Source organism: Paramesorhizobium endophyticum (assembly GCF_014640615.1).
Lineage (GTDB): Bacteria > Pseudomonadota > Alphaproteobacteria > Rhizobiales > Rhizobiaceae > Paramesorhizobium > Paramesorhizobium endophyticum.
In genome coordinates this window covers 24,962-49,513 of the sequence record NZ_BMHH01000025.1, presented here as the reverse complement: position 1 = coordinate 49,513, position 24,552 = coordinate 24,962, and the positions used below count along the sequence as shown (strand labels likewise).

The following is a 24,552-nucleotide window of genomic DNA, read 5'->3' as shown; positions in this document are numbered from 1 at the left end:
GGGAATCACATGGGGCGAGGAGGAGACCACTTCCTTTACAGTATAGGCCGGGCTGAAACTATAGCGCGCCATTCGCGCTATGCTTGCAGGTGGATTGCCGGAGTACCGTCCTGACAAATTAGACCGCGGTAGATTCTCGGGACAAGCCCGAGAATGACGGCGTGGAGGGCGCGCGAGTCCTTACAAATTCTAATCCGCTCTAAAACTCCACAACCGTGAAAAGCGTCTCCGCCACCATTGGCCCTTCGATCTCGACCAGCCAGAGGTCGGAGTCGAACCGCGCTTCGCCACGAACCCTGTCGTCCGCCTCCCATTCGGGCAGGTCGCGGGCGATGGGGGTGAACACGCGCTCATCGGGCTTGGCCGCGTCATAGGCGATTTGCGGCGCGGGGCCGTAGAGGTCATATGCGCCATCCGGCTTGCGCAGCTTGATGAAAATAGCCCCCGCCTCCGCCGAACCGCGCCGCGCCAGATGCGCAAAGCCGCCCTCGCCATTTACCCGGCGGATGAGTGCGGAGACCCAGAAATCGGATGTGAGGCGCAAGGGCAATCCTTTCAGTAGCCGGCCGCGATTGCCCCTCACCCTTACCCTCTCCCCGCAAGCGGGGCGAGGGGGACATCATCGTTGCCATCCCTTTTCTTCCCCTGCACCTGGCAGAAAGAAAAGGTGAGAACGGTCGTGTCCCCCTCTCCCGTTCTTCACGGGGAGAGGGTAAGGGTGAGGGGCAACTCTTACATTCCAAGTGCCTATCGGACAGCATCGACCGGCCCGGCAGAGCCACGCGCCGAAATCTCCGACAGGACGAGCGAAACGGCGCCTGCCAGAAAGAAACCGGAAGCCAGATTGAGCGGGGTGCCATCGTAGAAATGGCCCATGCCGACCGCGAACAGCGTAGCGACGAGGCTCGAACCGGAGGCGATCAGCGATGCCCCCAGTCCGGCGACCTGGCCAAGCGACCGCATGGCCATGGCGTTGAGATTTCCGAACAGCACGCCGATTGCGAAGAACGCGGCAAATCCCGTTATCATGAGGACAGCAAGCGGCGGGCGCCCGCCCCAGAGTAACGCCGCGAGCAGCATCGCCAACCCCGCCATGCTTAACCCGATGAAGGCGGCGCGGGCCATGGCATCCATGCCGAACCGCTGCACGAGCCTGGCATTGAGGAAGGAGGCAAGCCCTATGCTCGCGGCGAGGAGCGCAAAATAGACCGGGAAGGTCTCTTCGATACCGTAGGCGTCGAGGAACAAATCGGCAGCCGTGCTGAGGTAAAGCAGTTGCGCGCCGAAAACGAAGCCCGTCGCCGCGATCAACAGCACCACGCGCCGATTGCCGAGAATGCGAAGCCCATTCAGCACCAGGAGCCGCGGCCGGAAAGGAATGCGGCGCTCGGGCGGCAAAGTTTCGGCCTGGCGCAGCACCAGCCACAGGCCGGCCAGGCAGGCCGTGGCCAGGTAGAGGCCGAAAATGCTGCGCCATCCGCCGGCGGCGATGATGGCTTGCCCCAGGGCCGGCGCGAGCATCGGCACCAGAATGAACAATGTGAACATGAACGACATCACGCGCGCCATGGCATCGCCCTCAAACTGGTCGCGGATCATGGCGCGCGTCGCGATTTTCGGACCGGAGACCCCGACGCCCTGAAGGAAGCGCCCGAGGATCACCATTTCCAGCGAGCCTGCCAGCATCGCGATCACCGTTCCGGCGCAGTAGACTGCGAGGCCGAGGAGGAGAGCCCGCTTTCTTCCCATGGCGTCGGAGAGCGGACCGAGCAGCAATTCCCCGAACACCATGCCGAAGATGAACAGGGAAATGATGTGCTGGGTGGAAAGCGGCGGAGAGACGCCGACCTCCGCGCCGATCACACGCAAACCCGGCAGCAGAGCGTCGATGCTGATGGAGGTCACAGAGGTCAGCAGGGCATAGAGAACGATACGTTCGCGGAAGCTGGGTGAGATGGTCATGGTGTGTCCCTCCGGTCCTCATTCTCGTCCTCGAGTTAAGCCCGAGGATGTCCCCGAGAATCTGCCGTGGATCTGGAAGTGCTGCTGTTTTGATGAATCGCCTGAATTTCGTTTTGGGACTGTTGTTGTCGTGGAGACGTAGAGGAATGGATCCCAGTGACAAGCACTGGGATGACGGGCTGCGTTGCTGTTGGCAAGCCAAACCTACCCCTCTCCGCTTGGCAGAAGCGTTTCCGGTAGTGGCAAAAACATCTCCATCTCGTCATCCCAGTGCTTGTCACTGGGATCCATTCCTCTACAGTGGCCTGGCCGCAACAATAAAAAGTAGCCACCGCTTCTATCTTTCCTTATGGCAAATTCTCGGGAACAAGCCGGAGAAGGGCGGCAGGATATAGGGGGCTCCCTACTAACTTATCAACCCGATCTCGCGCATCTTTGCAATCAGCTCCGCGTCCACCTGCCCCGTCACCTTCAGGCGGAAGAGCTTCTGGAATTCGCGGATCGCATCCTGCGTGCTTTTGCCGGGGACGCCGTCGACGGTGATAAGATCGTTGCCGAAGGCCTTCAACCCCGCCTGGACCTTGATGATATCCTCCGACGAAGCCGAGAATGAAACCGGCATTGCCGGCTGCGGCTGGGGTTTCAATTCGGCGGGCGGGCGCTGCGTGGCGGTGGCGGTGGTGGTGGTGCGGTCGATCTCCTGCTCGGCGCGCTTGGGCCTCGTACCGGGGATGACGACGGGCGATTCCGCCTGTCCTTCCACCGGCGAAGGCGCGGGTGCGATGCCTGCCCTTGCCTGCACGTCGCGCCAGGTTTCCAGCGCCTTGCGCGTTTGCGGGCCAGGCATGCCATCGACGGGGCCTTCGTAGAAGCCGAGCGCGGCGAGCTTCTGCTGCAGCCTTGCCACCTCAGGGTCGCCGCCCGGGCCGAGCGTAATCGCGGGCGCGGGCATTTCCGTTGCCACCGGCGTGGGTGTGGGTGCGGGTGCGGCGGCCTGATTTTGCTCGACCGCGGGAGCGGCGGGCGCAGGCGCTGCCGCCGCTCTCTCGCCGATCAGCGTCTGCGCGCGCGGCGACGGCTTGTAGACCAGTTCGGGCCGCGTCTTGAAGAACACGCCCTGATGCGCCTCCGGCTGGTACCAGAGCGCATTGGCGGAAACGAAGCCGAGAGTGATGAGGAAGGCGATGGCGCCGCCGGTGGCCACCGGATTGCGCGCGATGAAGTCGCCCGCCACGATGGCCATGGCGGAGACGGTCGCGAACAGCGCGTCGACGATGCGGCGACCGAGGCTACGCCGTTTTGCGGGTTTGCGCATAGACCTCCCCTTGGCTGTCGTTTTCGCTTGCTTCATGACGCCTTTCCGCCTGGATGCGGTGGATATCGATCACCGTTCCGGCTTGTTCCTTCTGGTTTTGGTTTCGATGCGAGAGCGGCCCGTCGAGCGGCAGCCGCACGGTGACGATGGTGCCTTCGCCCTGACGGCTGGCGATTTCCATCGTGCCTTCGTGCAAATCGACCAGCCCCTTGACCAGCGACAGGCCGAGGCCGGTGCCCTCATGGGCGCGGGTATAGGCATTGTCGAGCTGGGTGAACGGGCGGCACAGGCGCACGAGATCGTCCGCCGCCATGCCGATGCCGGTGTCGGAGACCGAGAAGACCAGCATGCGCTGGCCGCGCATATCCTGCACCCCGGCGTCGATGGTGACGCAGCCGCCCTTGTCGGTGAACTTCACCGCATTGGAAACGAGGTTGAACAGGATCTGCTGCACCGCGCGCCGGTCGGCGACGAGATCGCCGATATGGGCGTTGATGCGCTCGCCGAGGATCACGCCCTTCTGCGCTGCCTGACGGCCCATCACGCCGCAGCACAGATCAACCGCCTCGCGGAACGGGAAGGCCTCGGGGAAGATGCTATAGGCCCCGGATTCCAGCTTCGACATTTCCAGAATGGCGTTGACCACGTCGAGGAGGTGCGTGCCCGCCTGATGGATGAGGCCGACATATTCGCGCTGCGTCTCGTTCTGGAAGCGGCAGGGCATTTCGTGCAGCAGCGCGTCTGAGAAGCCGATGATGGAGTTCAGCGGCGTGCGCAGCTCATGGCTCGTCGCGGCGAGGAAGCGGGTGCGCGCCAGCTCCAGGCTCTCGGCCTCTTCCCGCGCCTTCTGCAGCGCCTCACGCGTGGCTTCCTCCAGCGATATGTCGCGGGCGATGAGGGTGAAGCCTGCAGGAGCCGCCACGGCATTGATGCGGAACGGACGGAACGCGACGGAACGCACGCCGGTTTCGGGATCGACATCGACGCGGCGCAGGCGCACCTCAACATCAGCGGCGCGGCCATGCTCGCGCAGATCGGCGAGGAGGGCCATGTACTGCACGCGGTCCGAGACATGGACCCGGTCGAGAAGCTGGGTGCCCTGCATCACCTGACGCGGCACGCCGAAGACATCAGGCGCCTGCGGCGAAAGCGACTGCACCACGCCATCAGGCGAAAGGCGGATCACCACGCCGTCGATGGCGCTCTCGATATCGCTGTCCGAGGCGGGCGCGGCCTTTTCAGCCTTGGAGCCGAGGATGGTCATCGCGCGGATAAGGAGCGAGGCGGCATAGGCGAAGGTGAGGCCTGCCGCCATCGTCATGGACGCGGCGGGCGCGGCATGGACGCTGGCGAGGAACGCAGCCAACACCAATGCGCTGACAACGAAGCCGGCATTCATGCTGCGCGCGGTGCGCGCGACGAACCAGCACTCGAAGGGGATCGCAGCGGCCATGACCCAGAGCGCCGGATTGGCGGCGGCATTGAAACCGGCGAGGCCAAGCCCCCCGCCATAAACGGCAAGCCCGGCAAGGGCGACGAGCCAGGGACGGGGCGACAGCGAGGCGAGTGCTGAGAGGATCATCGCCACACCGGCGAAGATGGCGAAGGCCAGCCCCGCTTCCAGCGGACCCTTCACTGCGCCGCTGACGACGAAGGCGGCCAGCAGCGCGAAGGGCATGGCCCAGAACACGGCGATCATGCGCCGCAGCGCGGCATCGCCCGAGGGCGCCCAGCGGCGGCAAAGACTATCGAACATGCGTGCACAGCCACGCGCGAAAGCGCCTGCGAATTCATGGGATTTCAGAAGGATGGCGTGCACTCTGCCGTACTCACTACAATGCGTTTTGTGCTCGCCGGATTGCCACAGCACCTAATCAAGATGCTTGAGACGATTCCGGCTCGTATGTCGGAGATTGGCGCGGGAGGCTTTAAGGAAAGGATAAAGTACGAGGCCCTGGCCGCCCTCAACGGCGGATTTGATGGGCGGGGGCGGCGCTTTTTAGCCTATGGTAAACAGAGGGTTGTCCAGACGGCGGAGAATGCGGCGATATCGCGGCTCATTGCCTTCCACCGGACATAATTTCATTCAAATTTGAATCAAAACTGCCCGGCATTTTCAATCCGATCTTTTTCTGCCTCTGGCATGGTATCCGCGTAATTGAGAATAAAGGCAGACATATGCGGTTTCTTCTAAAGACGGTCTTCTGGCTGACGCTGGCATTCGTGGTGCTGCCGCACACGCCGCTCGCCGGGTTGAAGGCCGAGATGGATCAGTGGGTGAGCGCCGAGCCCATCGGCAATCCGGCGACCGAACCGGACAAGACTGCTGAGAAGGCGATCCAGACCTTGTCTACGGCCAAGGAGAAGCTCGCCGACCTCACCACGTTCTGCGAAAAGAATCCGCTGCTTTGCGAAACGGGCAAGTCCGCGATTTCGAATGCGATCCAGAATCTCGGGAACGAGGCGGCGAAGACGGCAGATGGCGGGGTTCCCGTGCCAACATTGCGTGAGGCCGCGGAAAAAGCTGGTCATAATTAAGCGCCAGGCGCCCTCGTCCTTCGAGGCTTCGTTCCACTCCGCACCTCAGGATGAGGGCTACTGCGACGTAGTGGTCCCTTCCCCCTCGTGGTGAGGTGCGATTGAAGCGAAGCGGAATGAGCCTCGAACCACGAGGGGGAAGGGACCACTACGTCGCATTTATATTTCCACCTGCCTGCAAAATGCTTATATGAAGCCCATGACTCAGACCATTGACGACATCATTGCCGATTTCGACGTTCTCGACGATTGGGAAGACCGCTACCGCTATGTGATCGACCTCGGGCGCGAACTGAAACCTTATCCTGACGACGCCCGCGATGCGGCGCACAAGGTGCAGGGCTGCGTCAGCCAGGTCTGGCTCAAGACCGACATCGGCGAGGGAGCCGATCCGGTGATCACCTTCCTCGGCGATTCCGACGCGCATATCGTGCGTGGGCTCGCCGCCATCGTGCTGGCGCTTTATTCGGGGCGCAGGGCTTCGGAGATTCTCGCAGTGGATCCCGACAGTATTCTCAAAACGCTCGGGCTCAACGAACATCTGACGCCGCAGCGCTCCAACGGCCTGCGCGCCATGATCGCCCGTATCCGCGCCGAGGCGCAAGGGGCGCTGGCGGGGGAACCAGCGGCGCGTTGAGGCAAGGGTTGAGGGCAGGCGCCCTTGATCACCCCCTCTGCCCTGCCGGGCAGAGGGGGTGATCTCACAGTCACCGCGTTACCCCGGATTGATCTGCCGGCCGCCACGTTACCGGGTAACTACCTTATCTCCGGCCTATAATCCTCCATGCCCCATTGCAGGATGCGCGGGCGGCCTTGCCTTGCGGCAGCCGGCGGGTGGTAGTGCCGGTCGAGCGCGCCGAGGGCGGCTTTCAGCAGCAGCTTTGCCGAGCGCACCGGCCAGTGGCGTTCGCGCTCGACGGTTTCGAGGCCCTTCAGGAAACAGCAGACATCGACGAGCACGCCCGACAGCTCCGGCCCGACGCTCTCAATCGCCTTTTCCACGCGGAACCGCGCGGCAAGCGCCGCGTCGGTCAGGTCTGCCGTGCCGTTGGCGCCGGTGCGGCCTCGCCCGGCCACGCTGGTTTCCCAATTGGCGCTTACGCGCGGCATAAGCTGACCCCGCGTGAAATCGGCGCGCAGCCGCTCTCCCGCCACGAACTCCTCCGCCGCGAGAAATGGCTTTCCGTCCGCGCCCTTGCGCCGGTAGAGCTGGCTCAGCGGCGACTCGGCGAGATTGACCGCGACGGATTGCTTTTCCCCGTCGATCTCGATGGTGAAGACGCTCACATCCCGTTTCATCATCCGTTCCTCCCTTCATTGAGGAAGGTGGCGGCGGCCAGGCGCTCGAAGGCCGCGACGACCAGGTCGAACTCCTTGCTCTCTCGCGCGTCCTCGATCAGGTGGCAGGCATGCATGACGGTCGAACGGTCGCGTCCAAAGCCTCGCGCCACCTCGGTCATCGACATGCCGAAGAGCGTGTGCGCCACATACATGCCGATCTGCCGCACCCGCGCCACCTCGCGCCGGCAGCGCTCGCCCGAGCGCAGCTCATGGCCGGAAACCCCGTAAAAAGCGGCGAGGATGTCGATGAAAGCATCGCAGACCTCGACCATCCGCCCCCGCGGAACGTGCCTTCGCCGTCTCTCCCCCATCGCCGGAGGCCGGTCGATGGCCAGCGAACGCCCATGCCTGACAGCCAGCGTCACAAGCGCGTCGATCGCCTCGGACTGCGTATGGATCACACCGGAAACCCCCAAAGACATTCTCATTTCCCCCTGCTGGAACTAGGAATATCTTCTTATACAACCGATGAGCATTGCGAGGATAAATTTTTTATTAATTCTCGCGCGAATTCTAATTAAGCTTTTGTGCAGCAAGGATTATTTCTTTGGGGGAAGAAGCAGAAGTAGGAATTAATCCTCCACATTGCCCGACAGCGTCAAACTGTTTGTCCAACACTTCACTTTCGCAAGTTCAAACGGAAGCTGGTTTGCACTTTTCCTGGACTTGCTCCAACGGACGGACCTCATGACCTCTCATCATCTTGTCAGGCAAGCCCGGGAATTTCTTACACTGAAGGAAAAGCAGCGCGGAGAAGCCATGCAGCGCGCGGCGCTGCAAATCCTTTGCGGCATCGATCTGGACGCCGTTCTCGCCGCATCGCAAGAGGAAAAACGCACGGCCATCCGCCGGCTGAAGCGCCTCATCGAGCGCGAACGGCTCAAGGGCACATCAGGCCACTGGAGCTATGATCTCAACCGGCATATCGCGCTGAAGCAGGCGATGGAGAGGATAAGACAGTGAGTAGTGAGTAGTGAGTAGTGAGTAGTGAGTAGTGAAAAGATGGCCCGCCCCACTATCTCACTACTCACTATCTCACTACTCACTCAATAAAAAACGGCGTCGAAGCGCCGTTTTTTAAGTCGTTGCCATGGGGCGTGGCTCAGGCGCGCTTGCGCTTGCGGCCGAGGCCCATGTTCTTGGCGAGCTGCGAACGGGCAGCTGCGTAGTTCGGCGCGACCATCGGATAGCTCGGATCCAGATCCCACTTCTCGCGGTACTGTTCCGGCGTCATGCCGTAATGCGTCATCAGGTGACGCTTCAGCGACTTGAACTTCTTACCGTCTTCCAGGCAGATGATATAGTCGTCGAAAATAGACCGCTTGGGATTGACGGCCGGTTTCGGCTTCTCGACCACCGCCATCGCTTCTTCGCGGGTACCGACACGACCAAACGCGGCATGAACTTCCGCAATCAGTGTAGGCAATTCCCCTGCTCTCACTGAGTTGTTGCTGACATAGGCAGCAACAACTTCTGCGGTCAGACCGAGCAGTACGTCCTCAGCAGCTTCGTTAATTTCAAGATGTTCCATCTATCTTCCCTCATTATACACCCATTGGAAATATCCGAAGACATTTCCGCCGAGGGCATCCACTCTTCGAATGCTGGCAGCAGATCAATTCGTTTGGCTGTGCCTAGCCCATCCCGCGCGAGGCGACCATATCGCCAAGGAAAACCAATCTGTCAATTAATTTGTACTACAACTTTGCGTTTCTTTCCAATATTTAATAAAGTAAAATTATATATCCTTAATTTCATAACTATTCATGTATCCATGGGATATCGCTGGAATATAACATAGAAGTTACCCCAATATTTGATCCAAAATCTATTTAATATATTTTCAAGTGAATCGGTGGGATCGGTTAAGCGCAGCCTCCAACAGTCGATGTAGCTTCCATGAAAAAGCGGATCATTACGTCAAATTTCTGGCGAAGTGAAAATAATTCCCGCCAAAACGCACTCCGAATGATTGTGACGGGACAATGAGAGCGCGGATGCGACAATAAGAAACAGCGCAGCGCATGCTTGCCGTTGCCGAAGCCGCCTCCGGCACATAAATATGGGGCGCTCCCATCTTGGAAAGGAACAGCCATGAGCGCGACCGAGACCCGGCGAAAGCCGCTGAAAATAGTCAAGAGCGATGACGAATGGCGCGAGCAGCTGACTCCGATCCAGTACCAGATCACCCGGCAGCACGGCACCGAGCGCGCCTTCTCCAGCCCCAACTTCGACAGCAGCCTGAAGGGCACCTATAAATGCGTCTGCTGCGGGCGTCCGCTCTACCGCTCGGAGGCGAAATATGAGTCCGGCACCGGCTGGCCCAGCTTCTACCAGCCGATCGAGCCGGACGCGGTGGAGGCCTTCGAGGATCTTTCCTACGGCATGGTGCGCACGGAAATCCGCTGCGCCGATTGCGACGCGCATCTGGGCCATCTTTTCCCCGATGGCCCGCCGCCAACGGGCCTGCGCTATTGCATGAACGGACATGCGCTGGTGTTTGATGAGGATTGAGCGTTAATGGTTTAGCACCCTCCCTCCCCCTTGCGGGGAGGGTGGCCCGAAGGGTCGGGTGGGGGTGGCGACGCTTGGCGCCACGGTCTTCGAAGCAAGCGCGGACGTCACCACCCCCATCCGCCCGCTAACGCGGGGTTCGTCGCTGGAAAAGCCAAATCGTTGGCTTTTCCTCGGCCTTCGGCCGAACGCTCCTCAATCCCCGCAAGGGGGAAGGAGGGCGCGAACCGGCGCCCCTTTCACTATAGATACCCCCCACCCCAGAGACCCCCATGACCAAACCCTCCTACCCCACCCTCGCCGCCCCCATCGCCGCCAAACACCCCGTCAGCAACACCCGCCACGGAATCACCCGCACCGACGATTATGCCTGGCTCCGCGCAGACAATTGGCAGGAGGTGTTCAAGGACCCGTCCCTGCTCGCCCCCGATATCCGCGCGCATCTCGACGCCGAGAACAGCTATTACGCAGGCATGATGGACGACATGCGGGAGCTGCGCGAGGCGCTGTTCGCGGAAATGAAGGGGCGAATCAGGGAGGATGATTCGTCGGTGCCCTACAAGGACGGCCCCTTTGCCTATGGCTCGTCCTATCGCATCGGCGGCGAGCAGCCGCGCCTTTTCCGGCTTCCGCGCGAGGGCGGTGAGGAGACCGTGCTGCTCGACGGCGACAAGGAAGCGGAGGGCAAGACCTATTTCCGCCTCTCTTCCGCCGACCACTCCCCCAATCACCGGCGGCTTGCCTGGGGATTCGACGACAAGGGATCGGAATTCTATACGCTGAAGGTGCGCGATCTCGACACGCTTGTTGATCTCGACGACGCCATTCTCGACACCAGCGGCGGCGGCGTCTGGGACGCGGCGAGCGAGGGCTTCTTTTACACGCGGGTGGACGAGAACCATCGCCCTTCAAAACTCTATTACCACAAGGTCGGCACGCCGCAGGCGGACGACCGGCTGGTGTTCGAGGAGCCCGATCCCGGCTTCTTCATGAGCGTCAGCGGGTCCGCCCTCGACGATTTCATATTTATCTCCATTGGCGACCATGAAACGTCGGAGGAATGGATCGTTCCGGCGAACGCGCCCCTCACCCCGCCGCGCCTGGTGGCCAAGCGCGAAACCGGCGTGGAATACAGCCTCACCGAAGGCGGGGATGTCTTCTACATCCTGACGAATGCGGACGGCGCGAAGGATTTCAAGATCATGAGCGCGCCGGTCGATCGCCCGGAGCGTGAGAACTGGACCGAAGTGGTGCCGGAGAAGCCCGGCACGATCATCCTGAGCCACTCGGCCTATCGCGATTTCCTCGTCTGGCTGGAGCGCGCGGAAGGGCTGCCTCGAATCATCGTGCGCGACCGCAAAACCGGCGAGGAACACGCCATCGCCTTCGAGGAAGAAGCTTATTCGCTGGGCCTCGTCGGCAGCGCGGAATATGACACCGAAATCATCCGCTTCACCTATTCCTCGATGACGACCCCGGCGCAGGAATTCGACTACAATATGCGCACGCGCGAGCGCACGCTCCTGAAGACGCAGGAGGTGCCGTCAGGGCACAATCCGGCGGATTATGTGACGCGGCGGCTGCTCGCGCCCGCGCCTGACGGCGAACTGGTCCCCGTCTCGATCCTCTATCGCAAGGATACGCCGCTCGACGGCTCGGCCCCCTGCCTGCTTTACGGCTACGGCTCCTATGGCATGACCATTCCGGCGAGCTTCAACACCAATTGCCTGTCGCTGGTGAACCGCGGCTTCGTCTATGCCATCGCGCATATCCGCGGCGGCAAGGACAAGGGTTTTGCCTGGTACGAGAACGGCAAGCGCGACAGGAAAAAGAACACCTTCACCGATTTCATCGCCGCGGCGAGGCATCTGGTGGCGGAAGGCTTCACCGGCCATGACCGCATCGTCGCGCAGGGCGGCTCGGCGGGCGGTTTGCTGATGGGCGCGGTCGCCAACATGGCTCCTGACGCGTTCGGTGGCATCATCGCCGAGGTGCCGTTCGTGGACGTGCTCAACACGATCCTCGATGAGACCCTGCCGCTGACGCCGCTCGAATGGCCTGAGTGGGGCAACCCGGCCACCTCGGAGGCGGATTACCGTTATATCGCTTCCTATTGCCCCTATTCCAATGTCTCGTCCCAGGCCTATCCCCCCATCATGGCAGTCGCCGGCCTCACCGACCCGCGCGTCACCTATTGGGAGCCGGCGAAATGGGTGGCGAAGCTTCGCGAGCTGAAAACGGACGACAACCCGGTCCTCTTCCGCATCAACATGGATGCAGGCCATGCGGGCGCGTCGGGGCGTTTCTCACGGCTGGAGGAAATCGCGCATAATTATGCTTTCGTGCTGAAGGTGACGGGGAAGACGGGGGTGAAGGCTGCGGAGGTGGCTTAAGGTAGTTCTTGTTTTAATGGAACCGCCAAGGCCCTCGCCCTTCGAGGCTTCGTTCCGCTGCGCTTCACTACGCACCTCAGGATGAGGGCTACTGCGGCGTTCCAACCCTTCACCCTCATGGTGAGGTGCGACCCTGAGCTTGTCGAAGGGGAGCCTCGAACCACGGGGGTGAAGGGCGCACAGTCGGTTGCGCGCGTCTATGAAGGTGCAAACTCGTGAGGGGAGATACCCGCCCTTCGACAAGCTCAGAAGGACAGAGGGGGTGGCTCGCGCTTCCAGCAAACCCTAAGAAGACATTAGCCATGCCCGGCAAAACAGGAACAATCCGGCTCGATTGCGGTTATCCTGTGATTCGACAGTAGAGGCTCCAGGATCATGAAACAGATCGTTCTTGCCTTTTTTCTCGGCGCGGCGGCGGTGCTGTTCGCGGCTTCGGTTGCGGCGGAGGCTGCCGTGCTCAAGAATGTGCCTGAGAATGCCGGGCAGCGCTGCAACACGCCCCCTGCCGGCAGCGGCGTGATCGTCGGCATCTTCAGCGGCGAGAAGGAATCGCCCTTCATCAGCGATGACGATGCCCGTGTGCCCGTCGACCGGTTCCGCTGCTTCACCTCGATGGAGGAATGCCGGGGCTGGCTCTATACGATGCAGAGCAAATATGGTGACTTCGGCGCACCCCGGGCGGCATTCTGCCGGGTGCGGTAAGTTCTTTATGAATTGAAACGCCGGCGCGGGACGGCTCTCACCCTCCCTCCCCCTTGCGGGGAGGGTGACCCGAAGGGTCGGGTGGGGGTGGTGACGTTTGCGCTTGCTTCGAAGACCGTAGCGCAAACGTCACCACCCCCATCCGCCCGCTAACGCACCCTCCTTCCCCGCAAGGGGGAAGGAGGGTGCGAGCCCGTCCCGCCAGCGTTCCACTTTAAACCTACACCCCCTATTTCGCCTTATACCCATCCCCATGCCCCGGAATCGCCTTCAGATACGCCGCGATAGCTTCGCGGTCGCTGGCGGGGAGCTTGCTCATATTCGCCACCACATCGGCCATGGAACCGCCGAGCGAATCGAAATCGGGCGTGAAGCCGCTTTCCAGCGAATAGGCGATATCGCCCTCGCTCCAGCTTGAAATACCGCCCTCCCCGCTGGTGATGTTGGGGACGATGCCCTGCTTGCCGTCCTCGCCGATCTCAGGCGAAACGGCTCCTGACAGCCAGCGCGATTTTTCCAGCCCGCCGAACATATCGCGCGGCGTATGGCATTCGCCGCAATGGCCCGGTCCTTCCACCAGATATTGCCCGCGCTTGACGGTGTCCGGGGGATTATCGAGCGCGACCACCGGATCGGGCGAGAGATAGCGAAGCTTCCACAAGCCGATGCCGCGCCGGATGTTATAGGGGAAGGCGAGCCGGTGCGGGGGCGCGACGTTGTCGGATTGCGGCAGAGTCTTCAGATAGGCGAAGAGGTCCGCCACGTCCTGCGGCTTCATGCGGATATAGGACGTATAGGGAAAGGAGGGGTAGAGATGGCTCCCATCCGGCCCGACGCCCCGCAGCATGGCGTTGGCGAAGTCGTCGAATTCCCAAGCGCCGATGCCCTGCGGCGAAGGCGAGATGTTGGGAGCGACGAAAGCGCCGAAGGGAGAGAGGATTTCGCCTCCGCCCGCCAGCACGAGCCTCGCATCCCCCTCCGCTCCCGGCGCGGCATGGCAGGAAGCGCAGCCGCCCGCCCAGAACATCCGCTCGCCATTGGCGGCATCACCGGGCGCGAGATTCGCCAGAACCTTCGCATCGACCCGCTGCGGCGCGGTGAGGAACCAGAAGCCCGCCGAGGCGAGGGCTATCAGGACTAGGGCAAGGACGGTGAGCTTGCGGAGCATGGCCGTCAGCGCCTTTTGTTTTTCGATGGAGATGCCGGCGGGACAGTACCCCCCTCTGCCCTCCTGAGCCTGTCGAAGGGCGGCATCTCCCCCACAAGGGGGGAGATCACGCCTTCATCGGCGCTCGGCATTAATCGCCGAGGTTGCAAGGTAGAGGCCGATGGACCCATCAGCCAATCTCCCCCCTCGCGGGGGAGATGTCCGGCAGGACAGAGGGGGGCGCCTCGCGCTTCCATCAAAACCGTATCAAACCTAATTCTTCTTCACCCGGAATTGCTGGTGGCAGCTGCCGCAATTGGCTGAGATCACCTGGAACTGGGCTTTCAGGCTATCCAGATCCTGCGGCTTGGCGGCAACGGCGGCCGCTACATCGGTCTTGAACTTCTCGTTCCGGGCTTTGAAATCGGCCATGTTTTCCCAGATCTTCGGCGAGGCTTCCGTCTCGCCGGTATCGGAACCCTTCGGGAACAGCGCATCGACATCGAGCTTCTGGGCGTAGTCGTTGAGCTGGGAGAGCGCGTCGGAGGCAGCGGCGGCGTCGAAGGGTTTGGCGCCCTTCACCATCGGCGCGAGCTGGCCCACGGATCTCGCCAGGCCCTTCATGATGGCTTCGCGGTCGGCGACGACATCGGCATGGGCAAGACCGGCGGTGGCGATGAACAGAGCGGCGGCAGCGACCAGTTTACGCATGATTTCCCCTCGAAAGATTGGCAAGTCGCCTGAATATGATCGAAGGCCATGGGGAGGCATAGAGCGAAGGCCGAACGGAAACCCGTTCTCACATAGTTGTGATAAAACTGAATAAAATTATCATATTAAAGGAAAAGCCCCGATGTCGGGGCTTTTCACATGAACGCACTGAGAAGCGATCAACCAGCCGCCTTCTCGTAGAGCTCCTCGACATATTCCCAGTTCACGAGATTGTCGACGAAGGCTTCCAGATATTTCGGGCGGGCGTTGCGGTAGTCGATGTAGTAGGAGTGCTCCCACACATCGACGCCCAGGAGCGGCGTGCCGCCATGGACGAGCGGGTTCTCGCCGTTTGGGGTCTTGGTGATCTCAAGCTTGCCGTCCTTGAACGCCAGCCAGGCCCAGCCGGAGCCGAACTGCGCCGTGCCGGCGGCGATGAAGTCGGCGCGGAACTTGTCGTAGCCGCCGAGGTCGGAATCGATCGCCGCCTGCAGCTTGCCCGGCAGCTTGTTGCCGCCGCCGTCCTTCTTCATCCACTTCCAGAAATGGTTGTGGTTGTAGTCCTGGCCGGCATTGTTGAAGACGGCCTGGTTCGTGCCGTAGCTTTCCTTGACGATCTCTTCGACGCGCTTGCCCGCAAACGGGGTGCCTTCCACCAGCTTGTTGAGGTTGGTCACATAGGTCTGGTGGTGCTTGTCGTGGTGGTATTCCAGCGTCTCGGCCGACATATAGGGCGCAAGCGCGTCATAGGCATATGGCAGCGGAGCCAATTCGAAAGCCATGGGAACTCTCCTCTGATGGGGCTGAACGGACCAGCCCGAAAACGATCACGCAGGTTACATAGGCCGACCGGCGGCAGCGGGCAATGCTTAAGAGAGGAATAGGAACCTAATTTAAAAACCCCGCCCTTTTTCACCGAGTTGTGAACAGACGGCTTCGCTTACGAAGCATGCGCGTTCTCTATACTGTTGCATGAGTATCACAGCGCCGTGAAGCCATTTTTGCGCCCGATTGTTAACCAGTCGTGGCCATATTCGTCATGCGTTAAGAGCCCGTTCGCAGCTCATTGGAGTTCCTTAACCAAAAGAAGCTTATAAAAGCCTCCCCCCAAGAAAAAGTCTGGTTCAAGAATGGATAACAAACTTTCCCGCCGTTCGTTTCTGGCCTTGGGCGCCGTAGCCGCCGTCGGCCTTTCCGGCTGTACCACGGTCGCCAGGAATGTACCGATCATCGATATCGGCCCCGACGGGTTACCGATTGCGCCGAGGCCGCCCGCTGCCCCGGTACAACCCTCGCCCGAGACCGCTTCCGCGCTCGGTTCCTATGCGGCGATGTACGGGCCGATGCAGGACGGCGGCTTCGACCTTCCGGCCATTCCGATCCAGAAGATGGACCCCAAATATCTGCGCCAGATCGTTCCAGATCCCACGGGCGAGCAACCCGGCACGATCGTGGTCGATACGGCCAACCGCTTCCTCTATCTCGTCCGCGAAGGCGGGCAGGCCATCCGCTACGGCGTCGGCATCGGACGCCAGGGCTTTGCCTGGTCGGGCCGCGCCGTCATCCAGTACAAGCGCAAATGGCCGCGCTGGACGCCGCCCGACGACATGATCGCCCGCCAGCCGGAACTCGTCCAATACAGCGCCGCCAATGGCGGCATGGCCCCCGGCCTCAAGAACCCGCTCGGCGCGCGGGCGATGTACCTCTTCCAGAATGGCGAGGACACGCTCTATCGCCTGCACGGCAATCCGGAATGGTGGTCCATCGGCAAGGCCATGTCCTCCGGCTGCGTGCGCCTGATCAACCAGGACATCATCGATCTCTACGACCGCGTGCCGGCGAAGACGCCGGTGCTGGTGATGTGAGATAGTGAGTAGTGAGTAGTGAGCTAGAAAAACTATCTCACTACTCACTATTTCGCTACTGACTACCGTCTCAAACTTCCCAGCACGCCGCGCACCAGCGCACGGCCCAGCGACGAGGCGGCGGAGCGGACGGCGGATTTCATCGCCGCTTCCACGACGGACTGGCGGCCCGAACGGCGGCTGCCGCCGCCGGTGCCGAGCACGTCCCCCAGCATCCCGCCCCAGCCATTGCCACCCTCCTCCTCGGTCTCCTGCACCTTGGCGCTCTCCTGCGCCTTGCGCTGGAGGATCTCGTAGGCGGATTCCGGATCGACCGCGTGGTCATACAGCCCGGCGACGGGGCTGGCGGCCATGATCTGCGCCCGCTCCTGCGGCTCCAGCGGGCCGATGCGCGAGGCGGGCGGGCGGATGAGCGTGCGCTGGACCATGGAGGGCACGCCCTTTTCCTGCAAGGTAGAGACAAGCGCCTCGCCGGTGCCGAGACTTGTGATCGCCTTGAAAGTGTCGAAGTCCGGGTTGGGTCGGAACGTCTCCGCCGCCGTCCGCACCGCATTGGTCTCGCGCGGCGTATAGGCGCGCAAGGCGTGCTGGACGCGGTTGCCGAGCTGGGCGAGCACCGTCTCGGGCACGTCGAGCGGGTTCTGCGAAACGAAATAGATGCCGACGCCCTTCGAGCGGATGAGCCGCACCACCTGCTCCACGCGCTCGAGCAGGGCCTTGGGGGCTTCGTTGAAGAGAAGATGGGCTTCGTCGAAAAAGAAGACGAGGCGCGGCTTTTCCGGATCGCCCACCTCCGGCAGTTCCTCGAAAAGCTCGGACAGGAGCCAGAGCAGGAAGGTCGAATAAAGCCGCGGGTTCATCATCAGCTTGTCCGCGGCGAGCACATTGACCACGCCCTGGCCATCGGAGGTGGTGCGCATAATGTCCGAAACCTTCAGCGCCGGCTCGCCAAAGAACTTATCGCCGCCCTGCTGCTCCAGCACCAGGAGCGAGCGCTGGATCGCGCCGACCGAGGCCTTCGTCACATTGCCATATTGCCCTGACAGTTCGGAGGAGCGCTCCGCCATATGGGCGAGCAGCGCCTGCAAATCCTTCATGTCGAGCAGGAGAAGCCCTTCCTCGTCTGCAAGGCGGAAAGCGATGTTGAGCACCCCCTCCTGCGCCTCCGTCAAATTCATGAGGCGCGAGAGGAGCAGCGGCCCCATTTCGGTGATGGTGGCGCGGATCGGATGGCCCTTTTCGCCGAAAATATCCCAGAAGATGACGGGCATCGGCAGAAGATCATATTCGGTGAGCCGGACATCGTCCGCCCGCTGCATGAGCCCCTCCTTGACCTCGCCTTCCGCCGCGATGCCGGAGAGATCGCCCTTGATATCGGCGCAGAAGACCGGAACCCCGGCAGCGGAAAAGCCTTCCGCCAGCACCTGGAGGGTGACCGTCTTGCCGGTGCCCGTCGCGCCGGTCACGAGGCCGTGGCGGTTACCATATTTCAGCAACAGATGCTCCGGCTGCTGATAGCTATCGTCAGGCTTGCGGCTTGCGCCAAGAAATATGCTGTCGGCGGGCATGGGCGTCCTCATTTCGTCATCGCAGGGCCATGGGGATGGTATAGTGGGAGCCGGGGATGCGGACAATGAAGAATATTCTGCTTCCGCGATAGGCGCGCGCCCGTCGTGCAAGCCGCCAATCGGCGAACCAATCCGGCTTTGACACCCTTAACGCTATAGCGGCTCATGTTTTGATATAATCGCGAGGCGCCCCCCTCTGTCCTGCCGGACATCTCCCCCGCAAGGGGGGAGATTGCGTCTTCATCGACCCGCGGCGCCAATCGCCACCGTTGCAGAATGGGCGGAGCAAGCGGTGCCAGCCAATCTCCCCCCATGCGGGGGAGATGCCCGGCAGGGCAGAGGGGGGCGCTGTCCCGCCAGCGTTTCCATATAAAATTAAATGCAATAACGTGAATCGCCAGTGCAACAAAAGCATTGCGCCTACGGCTTCAAAAGAGTGCTACAATAATCGAATGGAGCGATATTCCGAGTGGGATGACCGAAAGGAACGGAGACGCTATGAGCATGGTTAGATATAAAAGAAGCGAGTTGCCTCCGCTGACGGAAGAACGCAAGGCGGAACTCAGGGCGTTGGCGGAAAGGCCGGATAGCGAAATCGACTACAGCGACCTTCCCCCGCTGGTGAAGGTGCTTAATACCTTGACTGTGGAGACCATGGAGAAGACAGCGTGTGGCGGGGACGTCCACAAAGCCAGCGACGCCGAAGATTTGTTCAGACAATTGAGCATCTGAGTGCGCGAGCCGTCCTATTCCAGCGAGTTCCGCCGTGATGCGATCTGCACATAGAGCCGGATTGGCTGCTGATTTACAAACTGGATGGCAGGAGCGTCCATTTCGAGCGCACCGGCACGCATTCCAATCTGTTCCGTTGAGTGTTAACGGCAACCGAAAAGCCCCTCTCAGACCCGCTTGCATTCCATCGCCCCAAATGCATATTACGTAAACGTCAAATTCTGGAGGATTCCCCATGGACGAACTCATCGCGCGCATCAGCTCGAATGTCGGCATCGACCCTGCCACGGCCACCAAGGCGGTCGGGCTTATTCTCGCTTTCCTGGAAAAGGAAGGCCCGGCGGACAAGGTTTCCGCCCTCATCGACGCCATTCCCGGCGCGCGCGAGGCGGTTGCCGCCGCGCAGGCTGAAGGCGGTGGCGGGTTCCTCTCCAGCATGATGGGCGGCGTCATGGGCCTCGGCTCGCAACTGATGGGCATGGGCCTCGGCATGAGCGAGATTTCCGGCGTCTCCAAGCAGACCATCGGTTATGCGCGGGAGAAGGCCGGCGCGGGTCCGGTGGACGATGTGGTGAATTCGATCCCCGGGCTGGGGCAGTTCGTCTGATCAGCAGGACGGTTTAGCGCCCCTCCTTCCCCCTTGCGGGGAAGGTGCCCGCGTCAGCGGGCGGATGGGGGTGGTGACGTTTGCGCTTTTGCTGGAGACAATGGCGTAAACGTCACCACCCCCACCCGACCCTTCGGGCCACCCTCCCCGCAAGGGGGAGGGAAGGCGCGAGCCTTTCTTCGGCAGAGATAGAGAGAAATACTGTTTCCGCCGACAGCCGAATGTACTTCCCCCAAACCGGGTTGAGAAAAACCATCCCTCTTAAACCTACGGTTAACTATGTGTTTTTACACATATGCTGATTTACCAAGTGGGGGTAGCGGGCATCATGACGTATCGTCAGTCTTATCTTCTATTATTAGCGACAACTGTATTAGTCTCTTCCGGCGCCAGCGCTGCCGATATGGACAGCCCGATCTTCGGGCAGCCGGCGGAGGATATCGTCTACATGCCCGAGGAACCGGCGGCGGGCATTTCCGGCGTTTCGGGGTTTGCCGAAGGCAGCTTCTCCTATGGCCGGGCAAGCGCAGGGGACGATAGCGCGAACATCCGGTCCTGGGCCTTGCGCGGCTCGGTCAATGCGGATCTCGGCACCGGGTTCAACACGCAGGTGGATGCCGGGTATAACAGGGGCGACATCAGCGATCTCGGGCAGGCCAACACGCTGGGCGGCACGCTTCACGCCTATTACCGCGAACCGGACGCCTTCGCGTTTGGCGGTTTCGTCTCCGCCTCGCGGTTCGGCTCGACCGCGTTCAACCTGCTGCATGACTATCTCGATGCCGACAAATATGCGACCGACCTCATCGGCGGCCTCGAAGGCGCGGTCTATACCAGCGACGCCACCCTTTACGGACGGGCCGGCTATGGCCGGGTGTCCTATTCGGATATCGAAGCGGATCATCTGACGGCGGCGCTTGGGGCGCGCGTCTATGCCAATGACGACACGCGCTATGATTTCGAGGGCGCGTTCAACCGGCTGTCGGCCTATGGCGTAGACGCCGATCTCTATTCGCTCTCTGCCATCGCCAATTATCGCTTTACCGGCACGCCCGTCACGGCTTTCGCGGGCTATCGCTATGACAGGGCCACGGTGGAAGACTCAAATCCGCTGACCGCCCACCGCGTCCTCACCGGGCTTCGGGTGCATTTCGGATCGAACAGCTTGAAGGAAGAAGAACGCCGCGGCCCGGCATGGGCTTCCCCTGCGCTCAGCTTCTGATACTCTGGCGGCCAAATGGCTGGGGGACCAAACGCTACGGAGGTGTAGACATGGATCCGAGCATATTGAAGGAAGGTCTCTTCCCGCCTGAAGATTACGACCGCTGGGTCAGGCTCGCCGAAAAGGCGTTGAAGGGCGAAAGCTTCGAGGAGGCGCTGACCTCGCAAACCGGTGACGGCATTGTCATCGAGCCGCTTTATGAGCGGGACAGGAATGCGCAGCCTCTTCTCCGCGCGGCACCGGACCGGCCATGGCGCATCATCCAGCGGGCGGACGATCCCGATCCGGCCCGCGCCAACCGGCAGCTCAGGGACGATATCGAGAACGGCGCCAATGGCGTGGCGCTGGTGTTCGAGGGCGCGCAGAATGCGTTCGGCTTCGGCCTTCCCCCCGGTCCCGATACGATCGACCGCCTGTTCGAGGATATCGAGCTCGATGGCCTGCATCTGCGGATGGATGCGCATCCCAACAGCCGCGCCTGCGCGGAGTGGCTGGCGGATTATCTGCGCTTCCGGCGCATCGATCCGGCCCGCACGAGCTTTTCCCTAGGCATCGACCCTACCGCGACGCTTGCCTCATGCGGATGGCTGCGCATGAGCGTTGAGGCGCTGAAGGCGTCGCTGCCGCAGGCGCTCGGCAATTTCTTCGCCACCGGCCTGCCCGGCATCGTGCTGGAGGCCGATGGGCGGCCCTATCATAATGCGGGCGCGAGCGAGGCGCAGGAATTGGGCGCGATGCTGTCCGTCGCTGTCAGCTATCTCAGGATGTTCGAGGAGGCGCGCCAGCCGGTCGTCTATGCAACGCCGCATATCGGCTTTGCCATCTCGGCCGACCAGGACCAGTTCGTCACCATCGCCAAGCTGCGCGCCTTGCGGCGGCTGTGGGCGCGGCTGCAGGAGGCATGCGGCATCCCGCCCTCGCCTGCCGCGATCCACGCGGAAACCTCGATGCGGATGATGAGCGCGCGGGACGTCGAAACCAACATCCTGCGCACCACCATTGCCGGCTTTGCCGCGGCGATCGGCGGAGCGGACGGCATCTCCATCCTGCCGCACACCATCACGCATGGCCTGCCCGATCCGGCCGCGCGGCGGCTTGCCCGCAACACGCAACTGATCCTCTCCCGGGAATCCAATCTCGGCTTCGTCGGCGATCCCGCCAGTGGGTCGGGCGGGGTCGAGATGCTGACCGAATGCCTTTGCGAGGCGGCATGGAATGCGTTCCAGGCGCTTGAGCGCGAGGGCGGCATTTTGAAAAGCCTCGTCAACGGCCATTTTCAGGCGCGGATCGCCGAATGCCGGGAAAAGCGGGCCGAGGCCTATCGCAGCGGCGAGCGCGAAATCGTCGGCACGACCGTGCATGCGCTCAAGGAGGATTACCCGGTGACGGTGCTCGATGCGGAGCGCAGGACATTGCCGGATGATGGAGCGGTGCATTGCGAGCCGCTGGTTTTTACGCGGCTGGATGAGATGGTGGGAAGCGATTGATGAAGGCGCTCTTCGATTTCACCCCCCTCTGTCCTGCCGGACATCTCCCCCACAAGGGGGGAGATTGGCCTTTATCGATGACGGCACTCTATTTTTCTGCGTTGGCGATTAGCGAAAGCGGAACTGACAGCCAATCTCCCCCCTTGAGGGGGAGATGCCCGGCAGGGCAGAGGGGGGTGCCTGGAGCCGGCATTTCCGTTGAGAATAAAATACTCCGGCTCATGGAGGAGGCACCATGATCCCCGATTTCACCCAAATCCCCTGGGCCGACCCGAAAGCCAAAGCGCCCAAACCCGGCGCGGACAGGTGGAAAACGCCCGAGGGTATCAGGATCAAGCGCGCCTATACGCAGGCCGATCTCAAATCCCTGCCCTATCTCGACACCTATCCGGGGATGCCGCCCTTCATCCGGGGCCCCTACCCCACCATGTATGTGCAGCAGCCGTGGACGATCCGGCAATATGCGGGGTTTTCGACGGCGGAGGAATCGAACGCGTTCTACCGGCGCAACCTCGCGGCGGGACAGAAGGGCCTGTCGGTGGCCTTCGATCTTGCCACCCATCGCGGCTATGACAGCGATCATCCGCGCGTGGCGGGCGATGTCGGCATGGCGGGGGTGGCGATCGACTCCATTCTCGACATGCGCCAGCTCTTCGACGGCATTCCGCTCGGTGAGATGACCGTTTCCATGACCATGAACGGCGCGGTGCTGCCTGTCCTGGCGCTTTTCATCGTGGCGGCGGAGGAACAGGGCGTCGGGCAGGAGCAACTGGTCGGGACCATCCAGAACGACATTCTCAAGGAGTTCATGGTCCGCAACACCTATATCTATCCGCCCGCGCCCTCGATGCGGATCGTGTCGGACATTTTCGCCTATACGGCGAAGCATATGCCGAAATTCAACTCCATCTCCATTTCCGGCTATCACATGCAGGAGGCGGGGGCGTCCGCCGATCTGGAACTGGCCTACACGCTCGCCGACGGCATCGAATATGCGCGGGCGGGGCTGGCGGCGGGGCTCGATATCGATAAGTTTGCGCCGCGGCTGTCCTTCTTCTGGGCCATCGGCATGAATTTCTACATGGAGGTGGCGAAGCTCCGGGCGGCGCGGCTGCTCTGGGCGCTGCTCATGAAGAAGAATTTCGACCCAAGGGACGAGCGCTCGCTGGCCTTGCGGGCGCATTGCCAGACCTCGGGCTGGTCGCTCACCGCACAGGACCCGCACAACAATATCATCCGCACGATGGTGGAGGCGATGGCGGCGACGGGCGGCGGCACGCAATCGCTGCACACCAACGCCTTCGACGAAGCGCTGGCGCTGCCATCGGACCATTCGGCGCGGATCGCCCGCAACACGCAGCTTCTGCTGCAGAAAGAATCCGGCACGACTGACATTATCGATCCCTGGGGCGGCTCGGCCTATGTGGAGCGGCTGACGCATGATCTAGCCGTCCGGGCGCTCCAGCATATCGAGGAGGTTGAAAAGCTCGGCGGCATGGCCAAGGCCATCGAGCGCGGCATTCCGAAAATGCGTATCGAGGAAGCGGCTGCGCGGACGCAGGCGCGCATCGACAGCGGTGAGCAGCCCGTCATCGGCGTCAATATGTTCCGACCGGCTGAGGACATTGCCGTGGACGTGCTCAAGATCGACAATGCGGAAGTGCGCGCCCGCCAGCTCGCCAAATTGCAGACGTTGAAGGGCACGCGCGATGTGGGCGCGGTGGAGGCCGCCCTTGACCGGCTGACGGCGGCGGCACAATCGGGCGAAGGCAACCTCCTCGAATTCGCCATCCATGCGGCGCGCGCCAAGGCGACAGTGGGCGAAATCTCCCTGGCGCTCGAAAAGGCGTTCGGCCGGCATGTGGCCGAGGTGCGCACCATCTCCGGCGTCTACCGCAAGGCGCTGGGGCCGAACAAGGCGGCGGAGCGGGTGCTTGAAAAGGTGGCGGCATTCGAGAAGCGTGCCGGAGAGCGCCCGCGCCTCCTCATCGCCAAGATGGGGCAGGACGGGCACGACCGAGGGCAGAAGGTAATCGCCACCGCCTTCGGTGACCTTGGCTTCGACGTGACCGTGGGCGCGATGTTCCAGACACCGGAGGAGGTGGCGGATCTCGCGGTCAAATCCCGCGCGCATATTCTCGGCGTCTCCTCCCTTGCGGCGGGCCACCTGACGCTGGTGCCGGAGCTGAAGGCGGCGCTTAAGGGACGCGGCGGCGATCATATCCTTATTGTCGTGGGCGGCGTCATCCCGCCGCAGGACCACGAGGCGGTGAGACAAGCCGGCGCCACTGACATCTTCCCGCCGGGCACTGTCCTCGGCGAGGCGGCGGAGAGGCTGATGGATGCGCTGCTGGAGGGGATTCCTGACCGCAAATAGCTGGAATTTTGCCGGCCGCCTCGCCACTGCCTTCGATGATCTCGCCATTATTCCATTTTAAAGCGTTGCAG

At 62.0% G+C, this 24,552-nt stretch carries 24 protein-coding genes and 1 pseudogene; 14 read left to right on the top strand and 11 right to left on the bottom strand.

The genetic code is table 11. The features are described from left to right. Positions 1-199 precede the first annotated feature (199 nt). The 4 genes from IEX53_RS20605 to IEX53_RS20590 form a co-directional block, all read right to left on the bottom strand. Positions 200-544, bottom strand: coding sequence for a DUF1491 family protein (locus IEX53_RS20605; protein ID WP_188826063.1), 345 nt, complete (start codon positions 542-544; stop codon positions 200-202). 203 nt (positions 545-747) lie between these two features. After that, positions 748-1,962, bottom strand: a complete 1,215-nt coding sequence (locus IEX53_RS20600; RefSeq protein WP_188826062.1) for a multidrug effflux MFS transporter — start codon at positions 1,960-1,962, stop codon at positions 748-750. A 406-nt stretch (positions 1,963-2,368) separates the two neighbouring features. Next, complete coding sequence (locus IEX53_RS20595) at positions 2,369-3,277, bottom strand: peptidoglycan-binding domain-containing protein (protein ID WP_188826061.1); 909 nt, start codon at positions 3,275-3,277, stop codon at positions 2,369-2,371. Then, positions 3,252-5,033 (bottom strand): ATP-binding protein, encoded by a 1,782-nt coding sequence (locus tag IEX53_RS20590; RefSeq protein ID WP_188826060.1) that lies wholly within the window; start codon positions 5,031-5,033, stop codon positions 3,252-3,254. The genes IEX53_RS20595 and IEX53_RS20590 overlap by 26 nt, the downstream gene beginning before the upstream one ends. 36 nt (positions 5,034-5,069) lie before the next feature. Here IEX53_RS20590 and IEX53_RS20585 point away from each other — a divergent pair, with 36 nt between their 5' ends. The 3 genes from IEX53_RS20585 (at position 5,070) to IEX53_RS20575 (ending at position 6,452) form a co-directional block, all read left to right on the top strand. Next, on the top strand, positions 5,070-5,357 hold the full coding sequence (locus IEX53_RS20585; protein ID WP_188826059.1) for a hypothetical protein: 288 nt from the start codon (positions 5,070-5,072) through the stop codon (positions 5,355-5,357). A gap of 98 nt (positions 5,358-5,455) precedes the next feature. Further along, positions 5,456-5,815 (top strand): DUF5330 domain-containing protein, encoded by a 360-nt coding sequence (locus IEX53_RS20580; protein WP_188826058.1) that lies wholly within the window; start codon positions 5,456-5,458, stop codon positions 5,813-5,815. Positions 5,816-6,014: 199 nt separating this feature from the next. Further along, entirely contained in the window at positions 6,015-6,452 is a 438-nt protein-coding gene (locus tag IEX53_RS20575) for a SufE family protein (protein WP_188826057.1), read from the top strand. 119 nt (positions 6,453-6,571) lie between these two features. On the opposite strand, the pseudogene IEX53_RS20570 reads toward IEX53_RS20575, so the two are convergent. Both IEX53_RS20570 and IEX53_RS20565 read right to left on the bottom strand, forming a co-directional pair. After that, positions 6,572-7,090: pseudogene (locus IEX53_RS20570) on the bottom strand (DUF6456 domain-containing protein); the annotation flags it as partial. 23 nt (positions 7,091-7,113) lie between these two features. Continuing rightward, entirely contained in the window at positions 7,114-7,572 is a 459-nt protein-coding gene (locus IEX53_RS20565; RefSeq protein WP_188826073.1) for a helix-turn-helix domain-containing protein, read from the bottom strand. Positions 7,573-7,843: 271 nt separating this feature from the next. Here IEX53_RS20565 and IEX53_RS20560 point away from each other — a divergent pair, with 271 nt between their 5' ends. Continuing rightward, a complete protein-coding gene (locus IEX53_RS20560) occupies positions 7,844-8,119 on the top strand; it encodes a cytoplasmic protein (RefSeq protein ID WP_188826055.1) in 276 nt (91 codons plus the stop codon). A gap of 139 nt (positions 8,120-8,258) precedes the next feature. Here the strand turns inward: IEX53_RS20560 and IEX53_RS20555 are convergent, their stop codons facing one another. Then, positions 8,259-8,687, bottom strand: a complete 429-nt coding sequence (locus IEX53_RS20555) for a Ros/MucR family transcriptional regulator (protein WP_188826054.1) — start codon at positions 8,685-8,687, stop codon at positions 8,259-8,261. Positions 8,688-9,250: 563 nt separating this feature from the next. On the opposite strand from IEX53_RS20555, the gene msrB reads away from it, so the two are divergent. The 3 genes from msrB (at position 9,251) to IEX53_RS20540 (ending at position 12,765) form a co-directional block, all read left to right on the top strand. Further along, a complete protein-coding gene (gene msrB / locus IEX53_RS20550; protein WP_188826053.1) occupies positions 9,251-9,670 on the top strand; it encodes a peptide-methionine (R)-S-oxide reductase MsrB in 420 nt (139 codons plus the stop codon). A 272-nt stretch (positions 9,671-9,942) separates the two neighbouring features. Continuing rightward, on the top strand, positions 9,943-12,063 hold the full coding sequence (locus IEX53_RS20545; protein WP_188826052.1) for a S9 family peptidase: 2,121 nt from the start codon (positions 9,943-9,945) through the stop codon (positions 12,061-12,063). Between the two features lie 375 nt (positions 12,064-12,438). Continuing rightward, entirely contained in the window at positions 12,439-12,765 is a 327-nt protein-coding gene (locus IEX53_RS20540) for a metallophosphoesterase (RefSeq protein ID WP_188826051.1), read from the top strand. Between the two features lie 229 nt (positions 12,766-12,994). On the opposite strand, the gene IEX53_RS20535 is transcribed toward IEX53_RS20540, so the two are convergent. From IEX53_RS20535 to IEX53_RS20525, 3 genes are all read right to left on the bottom strand, one after another. After that, positions 12,995-13,933: a cytochrome c gene (locus IEX53_RS20535; protein ID WP_188826050.1), complete on the bottom strand. Its 939-nt coding sequence runs from the start codon at positions 13,931-13,933 to the stop codon at positions 12,995-12,997. A 252-nt stretch (positions 13,934-14,185) separates the two neighbouring features. Further along, a complete protein-coding gene (locus IEX53_RS20530) occupies positions 14,186-14,623 on the bottom strand; it encodes a c-type cytochrome (RefSeq protein WP_188826049.1) in 438 nt (145 codons plus the stop codon). A 179-nt stretch (positions 14,624-14,802) separates the two neighbouring features. Next, positions 14,803-15,405: a superoxide dismutase gene (locus tag IEX53_RS20525; protein WP_188826048.1), complete on the bottom strand. Its 603-nt coding sequence runs from the start codon at positions 15,403-15,405 to the stop codon at positions 14,803-14,805. 348 nt (positions 15,406-15,753) lie between these two features. Here IEX53_RS20525 and IEX53_RS20520 point away from each other — a divergent pair, with 348 nt between their 5' ends. Beyond that, on the top strand, positions 15,754-16,488 hold the full coding sequence (locus IEX53_RS20520) for a L,D-transpeptidase (RefSeq protein WP_188826047.1): 735 nt from the start codon (positions 15,754-15,756) through the stop codon (positions 16,486-16,488). A 62-nt stretch (positions 16,489-16,550) separates the two neighbouring features. Here IEX53_RS20520 and IEX53_RS20515 read toward each other — a convergent pair whose 3' ends face one another. Next, on the bottom strand, positions 16,551-18,056 hold the full coding sequence (locus IEX53_RS20515) for a helicase HerA-like C-terminal domain-containing protein (protein WP_188826046.1): 1,506 nt from the start codon (positions 18,054-18,056) through the stop codon (positions 16,551-16,553). Between the two features lie 504 nt (positions 18,057-18,560). Between IEX53_RS20515 and IEX53_RS23680 the strand changes: the two genes are divergently transcribed. The 6 genes from IEX53_RS23680 to scpA all read left to right on the top strand — a co-directional run bounded on the left by IEX53_RS23680 (position 18,561) and on the right by scpA (position 24,481). After that, positions 18,561-18,788 carry a hypothetical protein gene (locus tag IEX53_RS23680; protein ID WP_210311677.1) on the top strand — a complete coding sequence of 76 codons (228 nt, stop codon included), beginning with the start codon at positions 18,561-18,563 and terminating at the stop codon, positions 18,786-18,788. Positions 18,789-18,832: 44 nt separating this feature from the next. Beyond that, complete coding sequence (locus tag IEX53_RS20505) at positions 18,833-18,928, top strand: type II toxin-antitoxin system YafQ family toxin (RefSeq protein ID WP_188826072.1); 96 nt, start codon at positions 18,833-18,835, stop codon at positions 18,926-18,928. Positions 18,929-19,023: 95 nt separating this feature from the next. Next, on the top strand, positions 19,024-19,395 hold the full coding sequence (locus IEX53_RS20500) for a DUF2267 domain-containing protein (protein WP_188826045.1): 372 nt from the start codon (positions 19,024-19,026) through the stop codon (positions 19,393-19,395). A 403-nt stretch (positions 19,396-19,798) separates the two neighbouring features. Further along, positions 19,799-20,617, top strand: a complete 819-nt coding sequence (locus IEX53_RS20495) for a hypothetical protein (RefSeq protein WP_188826044.1) — start codon at positions 19,799-19,801, stop codon at positions 20,615-20,617. Positions 20,618-20,667: 50 nt separating this feature from the next. Then, positions 20,668-22,104, top strand: a complete 1,437-nt coding sequence (locus tag IEX53_RS20490; RefSeq protein WP_188826043.1) for a methylmalonyl-CoA mutase family protein — start codon at positions 20,668-20,670, stop codon at positions 22,102-22,104. Between the two features lie 235 nt (positions 22,105-22,339). Beyond that, on the top strand, positions 22,340-24,481 hold the full coding sequence (gene scpA / locus IEX53_RS20485) for a methylmalonyl-CoA mutase (protein ID WP_188826042.1): 2,142 nt from the start codon (positions 22,340-22,342) through the stop codon (positions 24,479-24,481). The last annotated feature ends 71 nt before the right edge of the window (positions 24,482-24,552 follow it).

Bases quoted from the DNA above. Each gene is read 5' to 3' on its own strand.
- IEX53_RS20600 (WP_188826062.1), bottom strand. From the start codon at position 1,962: ATGACCATCTCACCCAGCTTCCGCGAACGTATCGTTCTCTATGCCCTG.
- IEX53_RS20595 (WP_188826061.1), bottom strand. From the start codon at position 3,277: ATGCGCAAACCCGCAAAACGGCGTAGCCTCGGTCGCCGCATCGTCGAC.
- IEX53_RS20590 (WP_188826060.1), bottom strand. From the start codon at position 5,033: ATGTTCGATAGTCTTTGCCGCCGCTGGGCGCCCTCGGGCGATGCCGCG.
- IEX53_RS20585 (WP_188826059.1), top strand. From the start codon at position 5,070: ATGGGATTTCAGAAGGATGGCGTGCACTCTGCCGTACTCACTACAATG.
- IEX53_RS20580 (WP_188826058.1), top strand. From the start codon at position 5,456: ATGCGGTTTCTTCTAAAGACGGTCTTCTGGCTGACGCTGGCATTCGTG.
- IEX53_RS20575 (WP_188826057.1), top strand. From the start codon at position 6,015: ATGACTCAGACCATTGACGACATCATTGCCGATTTCGACGTTCTCGAC.
- IEX53_RS20560 (WP_188826055.1), top strand. From the start codon at position 7,844: ATGACCTCTCATCATCTTGTCAGGCAAGCCCGGGAATTTCTTACACTG.
- IEX53_RS20555 (WP_188826054.1), bottom strand. From the start codon at position 8,687: ATGGAACATCTTGAAATTAACGAAGCTGCTGAGGACGTACTGCTCGGT.
- msrB (WP_188826053.1), top strand. From the start codon at position 9,251: ATGAGCGCGACCGAGACCCGGCGAAAGCCGCTGAAAATAGTCAAGAGC.
- IEX53_RS20545 (WP_188826052.1), top strand. From the start codon at position 9,943: ATGACCAAACCCTCCTACCCCACCCTCGCCGCCCCCATCGCCGCCAAA.
- IEX53_RS20540 (WP_188826051.1), top strand. From the start codon at position 12,439: ATGAAACAGATCGTTCTTGCCTTTTTTCTCGGCGCGGCGGCGGTGCTG.
- IEX53_RS20535 (WP_188826050.1), bottom strand. From the start codon at position 13,933: ATGCTCCGCAAGCTCACCGTCCTTGCCCTAGTCCTGATAGCCCTCGCC.
- IEX53_RS20530 (WP_188826049.1), bottom strand. From the start codon at position 14,623: ATGCGTAAACTGGTCGCTGCCGCCGCTCTGTTCATCGCCACCGCCGGT.
- IEX53_RS20525 (WP_188826048.1), bottom strand. From the start codon at position 15,405: ATGGCTTTCGAATTGGCTCCGCTGCCATATGCCTATGACGCGCTTGCG.
- IEX53_RS20520 (WP_188826047.1), top strand. From the start codon at position 15,754: ATGGATAACAAACTTTCCCGCCGTTCGTTTCTGGCCTTGGGCGCCGTA.
- IEX53_RS20515 (WP_188826046.1), bottom strand. From the start codon at position 18,056: ATGCCCGCCGACAGCATATTTCTTGGCGCAAGCCGCAAGCCTGACGAT.
- IEX53_RS23680 (WP_210311677.1), top strand. From the start codon at position 18,561: ATGGTTAGATATAAAAGAAGCGAGTTGCCTCCGCTGACGGAAGAACGC.
- IEX53_RS20500 (WP_188826045.1), top strand. From the start codon at position 19,024: ATGGACGAACTCATCGCGCGCATCAGCTCGAATGTCGGCATCGACCCT.
- IEX53_RS20495 (WP_188826044.1), top strand. From the start codon at position 19,799: ATGGACAGCCCGATCTTCGGGCAGCCGGCGGAGGATATCGTCTACATG.
- IEX53_RS20490 (WP_188826043.1), top strand. From the start codon at position 20,668: ATGGATCCGAGCATATTGAAGGAAGGTCTCTTCCCGCCTGAAGATTAC.
- scpA (WP_188826042.1), top strand. From the start codon at position 22,340: ATGATCCCCGATTTCACCCAAATCCCCTGGGCCGACCCGAAAGCCAAA.